We start from the raw sequence: 14,733 nt of genomic DNA, 5'->3' as shown, positions 1-14,733 counted from the left end.
TGCGGGTGGGCAGCGAAGTGTTGCCCAACTACGACGAAACGGTCTGCAAAATCCCGATGTTCCTGACATAATCAGAGTCATCCCAGTGCATCGACGCCCATCGACATCACCTCGCAACGCATCGACGAACCCAGGGGGCCGCCCATGAAAGTCAGTGCCAACGGAGCATCGATTCATTACGCGGTGGACGGCCACGGTCCGTGGCTCACGCTGGCGCACCCTTTGGGTGCAGATCTCACCGTCTGGGACGACCTCGTCCCCGAACTGACGGCCCACTTCCGAGTACTCCGATACGACAGCCGTGGCCACGGCCGCAGCGATATTACGCACGGCCCGTACTCCATTGAACAACTGGCCGCCGATGCAACCGCCCTGCTCAATTCGCTGGAGATCCCCTCGACGCATTTCGTCGGCATCTCTATGGGCGGCGCGGTGGCGCAGCAAGTGGCGCTGGACGCGCCCGAGCGCATCGCCAGCCTGACGCTGATCGATACCACAGCCGGTTACGACGAGGCAGATGCCAAGGTATTTCTGGAGCGCGCGGCGACGGCTCGCGCACACGGCATGAAGGATCTTGCGGTCGGTACGCTGGAACGCTGGCTGGGCGCGCACTTTCGCAAGCATCACCCCGCGCAGGCCGAGCGCATCCGCGCCCTCGTCGCGCAAGCCTCCCCGGAGGGCTTCGCGGCGTCCTGTGAGGCGCTCGCGGCGTTCGACGTGCGCGCACGCCTGTCCGAGATCGACGTGCCGACACTGGTGCTGGTCGGGGAAAACGACCCGTCGACGCCGCCCGCCGTGGCGCGCCGGATCGCCAGCGGCATTCCAGGCGCGCAGCTGGAGATCGTGCCGGACGCCGCCCATCTGTCGATCGTCGAGCAGAAACAGTTCGTAACGAATGCCCTTGCAACGTTTTTGCTCGGGGCCGCATCTAACGTCTGAACCCTGCAAAAAGAACGACTTGCAGGGGGTACTTGCAGGACTTGTAGCGTGACCTTTACAAAAGGAGGGCCAAAACCATTGAATTCGTCAGCCGGTGTGCCGATAAGCGAATCATGGGGCGTTGCCTCTTGAAATCGCGCCGCGTCGCCCCTATGTGGGTTACTCAGGACCATGCAGGAACACCAGGAGAGTTGCCATGCTCATGATTTACAACAGCCCGAACTACTGTGTCGTTGAGTTTGCCGCGGATAACGGCAATCACTCGCTGTCCGCCGGCGGCTATGAAATCGTGGACAAATCCGCCGGCCGCGAGATTTTCCTCGACGGCTCGCTTGCCCGGCAATTCCGTGAAGAAGTGCAGAAGTTGATCGCCAGCGAACCGTCGGAGGACGAAGTCGACGAATTCCTCGGGCAGTTCGACACCTTCATGACGAATCCGGTTGTGCTCCACTGATACCGACTCCATTCGGTAGTACCCACGAAAAACCCTCGCCAAGGCGAGGGTTTTTTCATGGTGCGGGAACCTGACGCGATGTCAGGGTTTGGCGGTCCGGCGGAAAGACGGGTGACGGCCACGACCTCATCGCGACATCCCGCTCAGCACTGCTGCCACGGCAGACCGTCGAACCGCCAGCCGTTCACGGCGTTTCGGTGATGCGAGGCGTCCAGATCGCCCTCGAAGCCGTGCAACACCCCGTAGACGTTCAGGAAACCGGCCGCCTCCAGCGCCTCGCCGGCCGCCGTGCTGCGGTTGCCGCTACGGCAGATCAGCAGCACGGGGCGCTCACCGCCTGCGCCCGCCAGCTTGCGCACGCTCTGCACGAAGTGCGGATTGACTTCCCAGTCCGGGCCGTCGTTCCAGGCCACGTGGATCGCCCCCACCGGGTGCCCCACGAACAGATGCTCGATTTCACTGCGGCAATCGACGAACAGCGCGTTGGCGTTGGCTTGCAGGAACTTGTGTGCGGCGCTCGGGAGCAAGAATTCCATGTCGTTGTGCAAACACTGGCAAGAAGTTGGCGGAAAAATAGCGAATCGTCCGACGGCCCCGCCCATCCGGCGGCAGCGCGAGGCGATACGCACGAAAACCATTACAATTATAGGTTTTCCGGCCACTCCAGGGCGACGTCCGTCATGACCACCGCAACCCCACCCGCCTCGATCGCACGATCGGCACTGCAATACACGCGCGGTCAGGCGCTGCCCGCACTGCTTGAGAAGCGCATCCTGATCCTGGACGGCGCGATGGGGACGATGATTCAGCAGTACAAGCTGAACGAAGCGCAGTACCGTGGCGAGCGTTTTGCCGACTTCGCCCACGACGTGAAGGGCAACAACGAGTTGCTCTCGCTCACGCGCCCGGACGTCATCAGCGAAATCCACGGCAAGTATCTGGCCGCCGGTGCCGACATCCTCGAGACGAACACCTTCGGGGCAACGACGATCGCGCAGGGCGACTACCACATGGAAGGCCTGGCCGACGAGATGAACCGCGAGTCGGCGCGTCTCGCGCGTGAAGCCTGCGCGGCGTACAGCACACCGGACAAGCCGCGCTTCGCCGCCGGCGCCATCGGCCCGACGCCCAAGACCGCGAGCATCAGCCCGGACGTGAACGACCCCGGCGCGCGCAACGTCGACTTCGATCAGCTGCGCGACGCGTACTACGCACAGGCGAAGTCGCTGATGGAAGGCGGCGTGGATCTGTTCCTCGTCGAAACCATCTTCGACACGCTCAATGCCAAGGCCGCGCTCTTCGCCATCGACGAACTGTTCGAGGACACCGGCGAGATTCTGCCGATCATGATCTCCGGCACCGTGACGGACGCCTCCGGGCGCATTCTGTCCGGCCAGACGGTCGAGGCGTTCTGGAATTCGTTGCGTCACGCGCGCCCGCTCACGTTCGGCCTGAACTGCGCGCTCGGCGCGACGCTCATGCGTCCGTACATCGCCGAGCTGGCCAAGCTGTGCAACACGTACGTGTCGGTCTACCCGAACGCCGGTCTGCCCAACCCGATGAGCGACACGGGCTTCGACGAGACGCCCGACGTGACGTCCGGCCTGCTGCGGGAGTTCGCGCAGGCGGGTCTGGTGAATCTGGCAGGCGGCTGCTGCGGCACGACGCCGGAGCACATCGCCGAGATCGCCCGCGCACTGTCGGACGTCAAGCCGCGCCGCTGGCCCTCGCAGTATCGCAACGACGCAAGCAGCGCCATCGACGCCGACGCGAACATCTAATACAGAACGGATTGCCCCATGAGCCAAACGTCTCTCAATGCGCTGGTCCCGCCGATGCGCCTGTCCGGCCTTGAGCCTTTCAACATCGGCGAGGGCACGCTTTTCGTGAACGTCGGTGAGCGGACCAACGTCACCGGTTCGAAAGCGTTCGCGCGCATGATCCTGAACGGCCAGTTCGACGAAGCGCTCGCGGTCGCCCGTCAGCAGGTCGAAAACGGCGCGCAGGTCATCGATATCAACATGGACGAGGCCATGCTCGACTCCAAGGCCGCGATGGTTCGCTTCATGAACCTGATCGCGTCCGAGCCGGATATCGCACGCGTGCCGATCATGATCGACTCTTCGAAGTGGGAAGTGATCGAAGCGGGTCTGAAGTGCGTGCAGGGCAAGGCCATCGTCAACTCGATCTCGCTCAAGGAAGGCCACGAAGCGTTCGTGCACCACGCGAAGCGCATTCGCCGATATGGCGCAGCCGCCGTCGTGATGGCGTTCGACGAACAAGGTCAGGCCGACACTTACGCTCGCAAAACGGAAATCTGTCAGCGCAGCTATCGCGTGCTGGTCGACGAAGTGGGCTTCCCGCCCGAAGACATCATCTTCGACCCGAACATCTTCGCGGTGGCCACCGGCATCGAGGAACACAACAACTACGCGGTCGACTTCATCAACGCCACGCGCTGGATCAAGGAGCACCTGCCCGGCGCGAAGATCAGCGGCGGCGTGTCGAACGTCTCGTTCTCGTTCCGTGGCAACGACCTCGTGCGTGAGGCCATCCACACCGTGTTCCTGTACCACGCGATTCAGGCGGGCATGGACATGGGCATCGTCAACGCCGGTCAGCTCGGCGTGTACGAAAACCTCGACCCCGAACTGCGCGAGCGCGTGGAAGACGTGGTGCTCAACCGTCGCGACGACAGCACCGAGCGTCTGCTGGAAATCGCCGACCGCTTCAAGGGCGGCGCGGCCAAGCGCGAAGAGAATCTGGAATGGCGCAATCAGCCGGTCGAGGCACGCCTCGCCCACGCGCTGGTGCACGGCATTACGACATTCATCGTCGAAGACACCGAGGAAGTACGTCAGAAGATCGCCGACGCGGGCGGCCGTCCGATTCAGGTGATCGAAGGCCCGCTCATGGACGGCATGAACGTCGTGGGCGATCTGTTCGGCGCGGGCAAGATGTTCCTGCCGCAGGTGGTGAAGAGCGCCCGCGTGATGAAGCAGGCCGTGGCGCATCTGGTGCCGTTCATCGAAGAAGAGAAGGCGCGCATGGCCGCCGCCGGTGAAGACGTCCGCTCCAAGGGCAAGATCGTGATCGCCACGGTCAAGGGCGACGTGCACGACATCGGCAAGAACATCGTCACCGTGGTGCTTCAGTGCAATAACTTCGAAGTCGTCAACATGGGCGTGATGGTGCCCTGCGCCGAAATCCTCGCCAAGGCGAAGGAAGAAGGCGCGGACATCATCGGTCTGTCGGGCCTGATCACGCCAAGTCTCGAAGAGATGGCTTACGTCGCGGCAGAAATGCAGCGCGACGACTACTTCCGTCTGCGCAACATTCCGCTGCTCATCGGCGGTGCCACGACCTCGCGCGTGCACACGGCCGTGAAGATCGCGCCGAACTACGAAGGCCCGGTGATCTACGTGCCGGACGCGTCGCGCTCCGTGTCCGTGGCGTCGAACCTGCTCTCCGACGAAGCCGCCGAGCGCTATCTCGCCGACGTCAAGACGGATTACGAACGCGTGCGTCAGCAGCATGCGAACCGCAAGGCCACGCCGATGGTGTCGCTCGCGACCGCGCGCGAGAACAAGTACAAGATCGACTGGTCGAGCTACGTGCCGCCCAAGCCGAAGTTCATCGGTCGGCGCGTATTCAAGAATTACGATCTGGCCGAACTGGCCGAATTCATCGACTGGGGTCCGTTCTTCCAGACGTGGGACCTCGCCGGTCCGTACCCTGCGATTCTCAAGGACGAGATTGTCGGCGAGTCGGCAACACGCGTGTTCGCCGACGGTAAAGAGATGCTCGATCGCCTGATCAAGGGCCGCTGGCTGACCGCCAACGGTGTGATCGCGATGCTGCCCGCGAACGTCGTGAACGACGACGACATCGAGATCTACACGGACGAGTCGCGCTCGGAAGTGGCATTCACGTGGCACAACCTGCGCCAGCAAACCGAGCGCCCGGTGGTGGACGGCGTGCGTCGTCCGAACCGCTCGCTGGCCGACTTCGTCGCCCCCAAGGACAGCGGTGTAGCTGACTACATCGGTGTGTTTGCCGTGACGGCAGGGCTGGGTGTCGATGCTAAAGAAGCGGGCTTCCTTGCCACGCACGACGACTACAGCGCGATCATGCTCAAGGCGCTGGCCGACCGGCTGGCCGAAGCGTTCGCCGAATGCATGCACGCACGCGTGCGCCGCGACTTCTGGGGCTACGTGAGCGACGAGCAGCTCGACAACGATGCGCTCATCAAGGAACAGTACGTCGGCATCCGCCCCGCACCGGGCTACCCGGCCTGCCCCGAGCACTCGGTCAAGGGTCCGATGTTCCACTATCTGCAAGCGCATGAAATTGGCATGAGCGTGACGGAATCGCTCGCCATGCTGCCTGCGGCGAGCGTGTCGGGCTTCTATCTGTCGCATCCGGACAGCACTTACTTCAGCGTCGGCAAGATCAGCCCCGATCAGGTCGAAGACTTCATGGAACGCACCGGCGTGGACGAAGCGACGGCACGACGTCTACTGGCACCGCAACTGTCGTAACAACACTGTCATCAAGACCGGCCATCGTCGAACGTGACGTCCGATGGCCGGTCCCGCGCACCGCCGCCCCATCTGCCCCATCTGCCCCACCTTCCCGGTGTGGCCCATGTTTCGCCATGTGATACCTGAACGCCATTCCGGCGGGATGACTTCCGTCCGTCAGAGCCCAATGCCATAATGCGGCGGCGCAACATGCCCGCCTGGCCCGTTGCACCCGCCCATGTCAGCCGCCTCAAGTCGAGACGTTCCATGCAAGCACTGCACAGCATCCAGAATTTCCATCTCCTCCCGCTGCTCAACACGCTTATCTCGCTCGCCGTCGCGTTTATCCTCGGCACGATCATCGGCGTGGAACGGCAAGTGCGCCAGCGAACGGCGGGTTTGCGTACCAACGTGCTTGTGGCGGTCGGTGCGGCCGCCTTCGTCGATCTGTCGATGCGGCTCATGCCGGGCGATACGCGTGTGATTGCGTATGTGGTGTCGGGCGTCGGCTTCCTCGGCGCGGGCGCGATCATGAAAGACGGCGCGTCGGTACGCGGCCTGAACACCGCCGCCACGCTATGGGGCTCGGCCGCCGTAGGGGCCGCCGCCGGGGCAAGTCTGATCGTCGAAGCGGTCGTCGTGGCGTTCTTCGTGCTGGCCGCCAACACGCTGCTGCGCCCGGTCGTGAACCGTATCAACCGCGCGCCGATCAACGAGGCGACCTCGGAAGCCACCTATGCGTTGTCCGTCATCTGCGCCCGCACTACGCAGCGTGAAGTGCTCGACAAGGTGGAAGCGTGGCTCGAAGCGTCGAACTATCCGGTGCGCGCGCTCGACATCCATCCGTTCGGCGAAGCGGAAGTCGAAATCGAAGCACTGCTGTTGCCGACGGCCGTCAAGGCGGGCGAACTCGACGCCCTCACCGATCATCTCGAAACGCTGCCCGGCGTGAATCAGGTGTTCTGGTCAAGCCGTTCGGATGACTAATCAATAGGCGAATACGATGGGACGTCTCCCGCGCATATGCGTGGGAAATGGCCTAGGAAAAAGCCGAATTACATTCAATTACAAACCCTTACAGCACCGCACGTCGCAGCTTCTTAGACTGGAATCTCACTAACGCAAGTGATGCCTGCACGAAAGACGTTCCTACCCAGTGCAACGCAAAGCAAAGGAGTCCATCTGATGAAGAAGCTGATTATTTCGGTTGCTGCCCTGACCCTCGCCGGTGCTTCGGCACTGAGTTTCGCTCAAGGCTCTGCGGGCGGTGGCGCTGCCGGTCCTGGCGGCGGCACGACGACGGACCCGTCGGCCACGATGCCTAGCCAGGCGAACCCGAATGCGCGGCAGTCGGCCCCGACGCCGGGCGCGCAAACGATGACGCCGTCGGATCCGCACCCGAATTCGAAGGCCCAAAAGCCGCGTCACAGCACCAAGAAGACGCCGAGTAACGGTAACACCGGCAACGGTGCGACCAACGCGCCGGATAACGCTCCGGGCAAGGCCCAGTAAGCGAGTATCCAGCGGGACCGACGTCGTAGCTTCAGGCGTCGCCTCCCTCGGACCGGCACCCGCGCCGCCACTGCTCAGGCCTCGCGGCCTGATTCAACCCCCTCGCCCGGGGGCGGCCCGGTCCGATCATGTCTCGAAGCACATAAAAAAAGCAGGCCCGCGATTCGCGGCCTGCTTTTTTTGTAGCCGTCGCAGGCGATGCCGCCTGCGACGCCAGACGACTATCTAGCGCTCACTTCCCACATCACGGCGCAGTTCTCAGCTTGCGCTTCCTTGAGCATGTTCAGCAGCGGGTAGGCGCGCTGCGAGAGGCGCAGACGATTGTCATCGTCACGATCGTCGGACTTCTTGCCCTCGTTTTCCTTGTCGGCGACGGCTTTGTCCGCGGCAATCGCGGCTTCCAGCTTGGCGATGGCTTCGCCTGTTTCGTCCGATCCGATCGCACCGCGCTCGCCGAGCTTCTTGCCGACGATACCCAGCAGCCATTGCGCGAGATTCTCGAGCATGTCGATCCTCTGCGATGAGTGCGCCTTAAACGTTACCAGCATGGTTGGCTCCCTTTTCGAGTTATCACCACCGCCGCCCCAAACCTCCACGGCCCGTCGTCTGCCTGAGGGTCGTGTGGCGCTTGCGTGGCACCTGAGTGTGGCCTGAGTGAGCCTGTTACGCAATGAGGGGTACCGGCGGGCACCGTGACTTCATCATACACCTGTTAAAATCCGGTGCTGACGATTCAATTGCCTGTCCGGACGCGTCCGGACGCACCCGAAACACCCGCCAATGCTACCCGCACAAAAGAATGCTCTCGTCGCGCTGATCGGCGACGTCGTCGCCGGTTTGATGCCTGCGGACGGCACCGCGCCTGCCGCGCCCGTCATCCTGCTCGAACGCCCCAAAGTGGCCGCCCACGGCGATCTGGCCTGTAACGTGGCCATGCAGCTCGCCAAGCCGTTGCGCGCCAATCCGCGCGAACTGGCCCAGAAGATTGCCGACGCCATCCTCGCCGACACCCGCGCCAAAGGCCTCGTCGACGCCGTCGAAATCGCCGGTCCCGGCTTCATCAACCTGCGTCTGGCCAATGCCGCCAAGCAATCGGTCGCGCGCGCGATCCTGACCGAAGGCGCTGCCTTTGGGCGTCGCGCCGCGAGCAACGAAGCCGCTCCGGTGCTCGTCGAGTTTGTCTCGGCCAACCCGACCGGCCCGCTGCACGTCGGCCACGGCCGTCAGGCCGCGCTCGGCGACACGATCTCGGCACTGCTCGGCACACAAGGCCGCCCGGTGCACCGCGAGTTCTACTACAACGACGCCGGCGTGCAGATCCAGACGCTCGCGACTTCCGTGCAGGCACGCGCCCGTGGCTTCAAGCCGGGCGACGCCGAATGGCCGGAATCGGCTTACAACGGCGACTACATCGGCGACATCGCGCAGGACTTCCTCGCGGGCAAGACGGTGCAGGCCTCCGACGGCGCGCCCGTCACGGGCAGCGGCAGCGTCGAAGACATCGACTCGATCCGCGCCTTCGCCGTGGCCTATCTGCGCCGCGAGCAGGACATCGATCTGCAAACGTTCGGCGTCATTTTCGATCAGTACTACCTCGAATCGTCTCTGTACGCCGACGGTAGCGTCGAGCGCACGGTGCAGGCGCTCATTGATGCAGGCGTCACGTACGAGCAGGAAGGCGCGCTGTGGCTGCGCACGACCGATTACGGCGACGACAAGGACCGCGTGATGCGCAAGTCCGACGGCACCTACACGTACTTCGTGCCGGACGTCGCGTATCACACCCGCAAGTGGGACCGTGGCTTCCATCAGGTCATCAACGTGCAAGGCTCGGACCACCACGGCACCATCGCGCGCGTGCGCGCCGGTCTGCAGGCACTGGGCATCGGCATTCCGAAGGGCTACCCCGACTACGTGCTGCACAAGATGGTCACCGTCATGCGCAATGGCGAAGAGGTGAAGATCTCCAAGCGTGCAGGTAGCTACGTGACGGTGCGCGATCTGATCGAATGGTCGGGCGGCATTACGGCAGAAACGCCGGTGACGGACCCCACCGAGCGTGAAGATGCCCTGCGCCGTGGCCGCGACGCCGTGCGTTTCTTCCTAATTTCGCGCAAAGCAGACACGGAATTCGTGTTCGACGTGGATCTCGCGCTCAAGCAGAACGACGAGAACCCGGTGTATTACGTGCAATATGCCCACGCGCGCATCTGCTCGATCCTCACCCAATGGGCAGGTGACGAAGCGTCGCTGGCAAACACCGACCTCGCGCCGCTCGACAGCGAACGCGCGCTCGCGCTGCTGCAACTGCTCGCCGAGTACCCGGACATGCTCACGCGTGCCGCCGAGGAACTTGCGCCGCACGCCGTGGCCTTCTATCTGCGGGATCTGGCCGGCGCGTTCCACTCTTTCTACAACTCGGATCGCGTGCTGGTCGACGACGAGACCGTGAAGCATGCGCGTCTGGCGCTGCTCGCGGCGACGCGTCAGGTGCTGCGCAACGGGCTTGCCGTGCTGGGCGTGTCGGCCCCGGCCAAGATGTAAGTTATCCAACCACTCCGAACGGCAAACGCATCGGAACTCTGTAAGGACGGAATCGACTTGATGGCAAACACACGTCGACCACCCCGCCAGCGGGGCGGTACTTTTCTGGGCATCGTGCTCGGCCTGATCGTTGGGCTGGCCGTTGCCGTCGTCGTCGCGCTCTACATTACGAAGACGCCAACCCCGTTCGTCGAAAAGACGCCGCCGCGTCCGGCCGAGAACTCGCCGGCCGCGCAGGCGCCGGACCCGAACAAGTCGCTGCAGCCGCGCACCCCGCTGCCGGGCGCCGCATCGGGTTCCACCGCGCCGGAAGCGCCTTCGGCAGCCGAAACGTCGCCGCTCGTGCCGGGCAATCCGGTAACACCAGTGACGCCGCCGACCGCCTCTGCACCGACGGCCCCGACCGCGCCGGCGAAGCCCTCGCCTGCCGACATTCTCAACGGCAAGTCGACGGTGCCGGTCGCTCCGCCGACCACGCCGCCCGCGAGCGCCACGGATAACGCCAGCACGGGTTACTACCTGCAAGTCGGCGCGTTCAAATCGCAAACGGACGCCGAGCAACTGCGCGCCAAGCTGGCCCTCTCAGGCTTCGAGGCAAAGGTCACGCAGCGCGACGCCAACGGCCTCACGCTCTATCGTGTGCGCCTTGGCCCGTACGGCAAGCTCGACGAAATGAATCACGTGCGTCAACGCCTGCAGGACGGCGGGTACGACACGGCAGTGATCCGCTTCACGAAGCAATGAACGCGAAAGGCGTTGCCCCACAAGGCAACGCCTTTTGTTTCTGCCGCATCGCATGGGCACTGCCTGAGCATTCGCTCAGCGCCGCCCGGCAAGGATTCGCAAAAGCCCGCATCATTGGGGGCCCGGCGATATCCACGCTGACGAGACGTTGAACCCGGCGAGACATCGCCGGTCATACGCACTAGCTAATTTGGCTGAATCCGGGATATGGTTTTGCTGGCGCGCCGCTCACCGATGATGGACAAACCGGCGTGTTGGACTCACTCCTATACAAAGATCATGAAAAAACTTCTTGGTGCCGTTCTGATTTCTTTCGGTTTCCTCTCGGGTGTCGCCTCGGCGTCGCCTGAAGCACCGGTCGCGGGGACCGACTATCTGACGATTTCCCAGCTACCGCTGACGGCGGGTCCGGGCAAGATCGAAGTGACCGAGTTCTTCTGGTATGGCTGCCCGCATTGCAATGCGCTGGAGCCGTCGCTGGAGAAGTGGGTCAAGGCGCAGGGCAAGGACGTCGTGTTCAAGCGCGTGCCGGTCGCCTTCCAGAGCCGTTTCGAGCCGCATACGCGCATGTACCTCGCGCTCGTGGCCATGGGTAAGGATGCAGAACTCACGCCGAAGGTCTTCAACGAAATCCACGTCAAGCACAACTACCTGCTGACCAAGGACTCGCAAGCAGACTTCCTCGCAACGCTCGGCGTCGACAAGGTCGCATACGGCAACGCTTATGACGCTGCCGGCAAGCCGGCGATGGCACGCAAGGAATCTCCGGTGGAAATTGCCAACAAGACCTGGCAGGACTACAAGATCGACGGCGTGCCGACGATCGCGATCCAGGGCAAGTACCTCGTCTCCCCGGCGACGTCGGGCGACGCCCTGCAAAAGCAGGGCAAACCGGCGACGACCGAACAGCAGACGTTCGACGCGGCGCTCAAGACGGCCGACTCGATCATCAATCAGATCCGCGCGAAGAAGATGTAAGCTTCGCGGCTCCTGAAGCCCGGCCCCGGCCGGGCTTTTGCGTTCTATGGCGACAATGGCAGCACATACGACATCACCGAAGGTTTTCATCACCGGCGCGTCCAGCGGGCTGGGGCAGGCGCTCGCGCGTCACTACGCGGCGCAGGGGGCGATTCTCGGGCTCGTCGGACGCCGTGGCGACAAGCTCACCGATCTCGCCGCCACGTTGCCGCATCCGCATGCCGTGCATTGCTACGCGCTCGACGTGCGCGACGCCCTCGCACTGCGCGCGGCAGCGGGCGACTTCATGGCGCGCCACGGCGTGCCGGACATCGTGATCGCCAACGCGGGCATCAGCCACGGCGTGAACACGGAAGACCCTGCGGATCTGCCGCACTTCGCCTCCGTCATGGACACCAACTGGATGGCGATGGTCGCGACGTTCAGTCCCTTCGTGGGTCCGATGCGTCAGCGCAAGCGCGGCACGCTCGTGGGCATCGGCAGCGTGGCCGGTGTGCGCGGTCTTCCGGGGCACGGCGCGTACAGCGCCTCCAAGGCGGCGGCGATGACGTATCTCGAAAGCCTGCGCGTCGAACTGCGCGCGGACAAGGTGGCAGTCGTGACGATTGCGCCGGGCTACATCCGCACAGCGATGACCGACGGCAATCCGTTCCCGATGCCGTTCCTGATGGACGCGGACAAGTTCGCGCGCAAGGCGGCAGCGGCCATTGCACGCGGCAAGCGCTTCGCTGTGCTGCCTTGGCAGATGGGCGTTGCGGCCTTTGGCATGCGATGCCTGCCGCGCTGGCTTTACGACATGCTGTTCGCCCGCGCCCCGCGCAAGCCGACGATGGCGCAACGACAGGCACGCGAGGCGGCAAAAGACCGGGACAGCTGACTCGGACATCCCCCAAAATGCAGGACGAAACGGGGAAATGCATGACCTCGCGCGTTAGAGTGCCCCGCCTTCTTAACGCGCGGTGCCCCAATGAATGTCGTCCTCTCTCGCATCACATTGCGTCTTGCCGGACTCACGGCCGCAGCGATCCTGACGGGTTGCGCTGCCGCAGATCCGGGCAACTGGCAGGTCTTCGGACCGCCATCCTCATACGTCCGGCCTGCACCCGTCATCGTCGGCCCGGCACCGGCCATCGTTCACCCTGCGCCGGTCATCGTGGCACCCGCTCCCGCCTTGGTTCAACCTGCGCCCGTCCTCGTCACGCCCGCCCCTGCCATCGTTCGACCCGCGCCCGTCATCGTGCAGCCTGCACCGGTCGTCATCGTGCCAGCGCAACCCCGTTCGTCGCGCGACGCGGCGCACTTCCTGCGCGAGCGCTGCTATCTCGAGAAGGGTGGTTGCTATACGAGCGAGTATCGGGAAGGCTACGCGTTCGATCCGTCCACGGGCACCTGGGGCTGGGTCGGTCAGCGCGACTATCGATGGAAAGGCAGTCGGGGGAATCGCTGACACCCCGCTGACCTCAGCTATCGCATTCCATGCGTAAAATGCGCCGTCTCACGCAAGATTCGGTCGTAATTTTGACCCGTTGTGGTGCATTCCAAACCTGCGTTAGAGTGCTCGTGTAACTTGAACAGAGGTATACACGACGTTAAACCGGATTCGCCGCCATAGAGCGGACGCGTGTGTAGACGGCGATGCGCCGGTCCATACCGATCCGACTGCGGCACTCCCAACCAAGCAGGAGAGGCACATGCAGACAACCCCCGCCGGTACGCCGGTCATCGATCCGGCGCTGCGACGCAAAGCGGTGATCGGTTCTACCCTGGGCAACGCGTTCGAGTGGTTCGACTTCACGGTTTACGGTCTCTTCGCGGTGGTCATCGCGAAACTCTTCTTCCCTGCAGATAACGATACGACGTCGCTGCTCGCGAGCGTGGCGTCGCTTGGCGTCGCGTTCTTCTTCCGCCCCATCGGCGGGCTGGCCTTCGGTCTGTATGCCGACCGTGCGGGTCGCAAGTCGGCGCTGTCGGTCATGGTGCTGCTCATGGCGCTCGGTACGGGTCTGATCGGCATTGCGCCGACGTACGCGACCATCGGCTTCGCGGCGCCGTTGCTGATCTTGCTGGCCCGCGTGATTCAGGGCTTCTCGGCAGGCGGCGAATTCGGCGGCTCGACGGCCATGCTCATCGAGTTCTCGCCGCCGAATCTGCGCGGCTTCTACGGCAGTTTCCAGATGTGCTCGCAGGCGCTGGCCGTAGCGCTCGCCGGGTTGTGCGCTTACGTACTCACGACGGGACTGTCGAAAGAAGCGCTCGAATCGTGGGGCTGGCGTCTGCCGTTCCTGTTCGGGATTCTGATCGGGCCGGTGGGCTTCTACATTCGACGCCGCATGACGGAGTCGCCGGAGTTTCTGGCCTACGCCGCGACGCGCGAACCGACGCGTCGCACGCCGCTCGCCGACGTATTCTCGAAGCACTATCGCTCGCTGATCGCCGGTTTCGGTCTGACGGTGGCGGCCACGACGTCGTTCTACGTCACGCTCATCTACACGCCGATTTACGCCGTCAAGCAACTCGGCCTGACGCAAGGTTCTGCCAGCCTGTCGACGTTCATCTCCGCGATGCTGATCGCCGCGCTCTGCCCGCTCACGGGATGGATTTCGGATCGTGTCGGCCGCAAGCCGCTGATTCTGTTGTTCGTGCTGCTCTACGGTCTGACGTCGTTCTGGATGTTCACGCGTCTGCACGGTTCGCCGTCGATGGGCAATCTGCTGCTCGCGCAGATTCTCCCGGCGGTGTGCATGGGCTTCGTGTGGGGTGCATTCGCGACCGCCGTCACAGAAGTATTCCCGGTCGGCGTTCGCTCGACGGGCGTCTCGATTCTGTACAACGTTTCGGTGATGCTCTTCGGCGGCCTCGCGCCGTTCTGGATCACGTACCTGATCAAGGTCACGCAGAATCCGCTCGCCCCGGCGTACTACATTCTGATGACCGTCGCGATCAGTCTCGTGACGTACGGTCTGCTCGGTCGTGAGGGACGCAATATGCAAGCCTCGACGCAGCACGCCTGAGTGCTTTGGCGACACGCTCGCCACGCAA

General features: G+C 63.6%; 14 protein-coding genes. 12 read left to right on the top strand and 2 right to left on the bottom strand.

Annotation, left to right across the window (positions count from 1 at the left end; translation table 11 throughout):
• The first annotated feature begins 144 nt into the window (after positions 1-144).
• Entirely contained in the window at positions 145-939 is a 795-nt protein-coding gene (gene pcaD, locus NTU39_RS02575; RefSeq protein ID WP_257959136.1) for a 3-oxoadipate enol-lactonase, read from the top strand.
• A 196-nt stretch (positions 940-1,135) separates the two neighbouring features.
• Positions 1,136-1,393 carry a BTH_I0359 family protein gene (locus NTU39_RS02570; protein ID WP_039395232.1) on the top strand — a complete coding sequence of 86 codons (258 nt, stop codon included), beginning with the start codon at positions 1,136-1,138 and terminating at the stop codon, positions 1,391-1,393.
• 143 nt (positions 1,394-1,536) lie between these two features.
• Here NTU39_RS02570 and NTU39_RS02565 read toward each other — a convergent pair whose 3' ends face one another.
• Positions 1,537-1,929: a rhodanese-like domain-containing protein gene (locus NTU39_RS02565; protein ID WP_150575302.1), complete on the bottom strand. Its 393-nt coding sequence runs from the start codon at positions 1,927-1,929 to the stop codon at positions 1,537-1,539.
• Positions 1,930-2,073: 144 nt separating this feature from the next.
• Here NTU39_RS02565 and NTU39_RS02560 point away from each other — a divergent pair, with 144 nt between their 5' ends.
• The 4 genes from NTU39_RS02560 (at position 2,074) to NTU39_RS02545 (ending at position 7,428) form a co-directional block, all read left to right on the top strand.
• Complete coding sequence (locus NTU39_RS02560) at positions 2,074-3,174, top strand: homocysteine S-methyltransferase family protein (RefSeq protein WP_257959135.1); 1,101 nt, start codon at positions 2,074-2,076, stop codon at positions 3,172-3,174.
• A gap of 54 nt (positions 3,175-3,228) precedes the next feature.
• The gene (gene metH / locus NTU39_RS02555; RefSeq protein ID WP_150575808.1) at positions 3,229-5,934 is read left to right on the top strand and encodes a methionine synthase; all 2,706 of its coding nucleotides are present in this window, start codon (positions 3,229-3,231) and stop codon (positions 5,932-5,934) included.
• A 258-nt stretch (positions 5,935-6,192) separates the two neighbouring features.
• A complete protein-coding gene (locus NTU39_RS02550; protein ID WP_150664221.1) occupies positions 6,193-6,903 on the top strand; it encodes an MgtC/SapB family protein in 711 nt (236 codons plus the stop codon).
• Between the two features lie 198 nt (positions 6,904-7,101).
• Positions 7,102-7,428 carry a hypothetical protein gene (locus NTU39_RS02545; protein ID WP_150664076.1) on the top strand — a complete coding sequence of 109 codons (327 nt, stop codon included), beginning with the start codon at positions 7,102-7,104 and terminating at the stop codon, positions 7,426-7,428.
• A gap of 221 nt (positions 7,429-7,649) precedes the next feature.
• Here NTU39_RS02545 and NTU39_RS02540 read toward each other — a convergent pair whose 3' ends face one another.
• Entirely contained in the window at positions 7,650-7,976 is a 327-nt protein-coding gene (locus tag NTU39_RS02540) for a DUF1840 domain-containing protein (RefSeq protein ID WP_150664075.1), read from the bottom strand.
• A gap of 232 nt (positions 7,977-8,208) precedes the next feature.
• On the opposite strand from NTU39_RS02540, the gene argS reads away from it, so the two are divergent.
• From argS to NTU39_RS02510, 6 genes are all read left to right on the top strand, one after another.
• On the top strand, positions 8,209-9,972 hold the full coding sequence (argS, locus tag NTU39_RS02535; RefSeq protein WP_257959134.1) for an arginine--tRNA ligase: 1,764 nt from the start codon (positions 8,209-8,211) through the stop codon (positions 9,970-9,972).
• Between the two features lie 60 nt (positions 9,973-10,032).
• Positions 10,033-10,716, top strand: coding sequence for an SPOR domain-containing protein (locus NTU39_RS02530; RefSeq protein WP_257959133.1), 684 nt, complete (start codon positions 10,033-10,035; stop codon positions 10,714-10,716).
• A gap of 279 nt (positions 10,717-10,995) precedes the next feature.
• On the top strand, positions 10,996-11,694 hold the full coding sequence (locus NTU39_RS02525; protein ID WP_257959132.1) for a thiol:disulfide interchange protein DsbA/DsbL: 699 nt from the start codon (positions 10,996-10,998) through the stop codon (positions 11,692-11,694).
• A 55-nt stretch (positions 11,695-11,749) separates the two neighbouring features.
• Positions 11,750-12,571 carry an SDR family oxidoreductase gene (locus NTU39_RS02520; protein WP_150664071.1) on the top strand — a complete coding sequence of 274 codons (822 nt, stop codon included), beginning with the start codon at positions 11,750-11,752 and terminating at the stop codon, positions 12,569-12,571.
• Positions 12,572-12,661: 90 nt separating this feature from the next.
• The gene (locus NTU39_RS02515) at positions 12,662-13,141 is read left to right on the top strand and encodes a hypothetical protein (protein WP_150664070.1); all 480 of its coding nucleotides are present in this window, start codon (positions 12,662-12,664) and stop codon (positions 13,139-13,141) included.
• Positions 13,142-13,385: 244 nt separating this feature from the next.
• On the top strand, positions 13,386-14,705 hold the full coding sequence (locus tag NTU39_RS02510; RefSeq protein ID WP_257959131.1) for an MFS transporter: 1,320 nt from the start codon (positions 13,386-13,388) through the stop codon (positions 14,703-14,705).
• The last annotated feature ends 28 nt before the right edge of the window (positions 14,706-14,733 follow it).

The organism is Pandoraea commovens (genome assembly GCF_024704525.1).
GTDB classification, from domain to species: Bacteria; Pseudomonadota; Gammaproteobacteria; order Burkholderiales; family Burkholderiaceae; genus Pandoraea; species Pandoraea commovens.
The sequence above is the reverse complement of the archived record's forward strand: the minus strand, read 5'-3'. Positions and strand labels throughout refer to the sequence as shown.

Bases quoted from the DNA above. Each gene is read 5' to 3' on its own strand.
- pcaD (WP_257959136.1), top strand. From the start codon at position 145: ATGAAAGTCAGTGCCAACGGAGCATCGATTCATTACGCGGTGGACGGC.
- NTU39_RS02570 (WP_039395232.1), top strand. From the start codon at position 1,136: ATGCTCATGATTTACAACAGCCCGAACTACTGTGTCGTTGAGTTTGCC.
- NTU39_RS02565 (WP_150575302.1), bottom strand. From the start codon at position 1,929: ATGGAATTCTTGCTCCCGAGCGCCGCACACAAGTTCCTGCAAGCCAAC.
- NTU39_RS02560 (WP_257959135.1), top strand. From the start codon at position 2,074: ATGACCACCGCAACCCCACCCGCCTCGATCGCACGATCGGCACTGCAA.
- metH (WP_150575808.1), top strand. From the start codon at position 3,229: ATGCGCCTGTCCGGCCTTGAGCCTTTCAACATCGGCGAGGGCACGCTT.
- NTU39_RS02545 (WP_150664076.1), top strand. From the start codon at position 7,102: ATGAAGAAGCTGATTATTTCGGTTGCTGCCCTGACCCTCGCCGGTGCT.
- NTU39_RS02540 (WP_150664075.1), bottom strand. From the start codon at position 7,976: ATGCTGGTAACGTTTAAGGCGCACTCATCGCAGAGGATCGACATGCTC.
- argS (WP_257959134.1), top strand. From the start codon at position 8,209: ATGCTACCCGCACAAAAGAATGCTCTCGTCGCGCTGATCGGCGACGTC.
- NTU39_RS02530 (WP_257959133.1), top strand. From the start codon at position 10,033: ATGGCAAACACACGTCGACCACCCCGCCAGCGGGGCGGTACTTTTCTG.
- NTU39_RS02525 (WP_257959132.1), top strand. From the start codon at position 10,996: ATGAAAAAACTTCTTGGTGCCGTTCTGATTTCTTTCGGTTTCCTCTCG.
- NTU39_RS02520 (WP_150664071.1), top strand. From the start codon at position 11,750: ATGGCAGCACATACGACATCACCGAAGGTTTTCATCACCGGCGCGTCC.
- NTU39_RS02515 (WP_150664070.1), top strand. From the start codon at position 12,662: ATGAATGTCGTCCTCTCTCGCATCACATTGCGTCTTGCCGGACTCACG.
- NTU39_RS02510 (WP_257959131.1), top strand. From the start codon at position 13,386: ATGCAGACAACCCCCGCCGGTACGCCGGTCATCGATCCGGCGCTGCGA.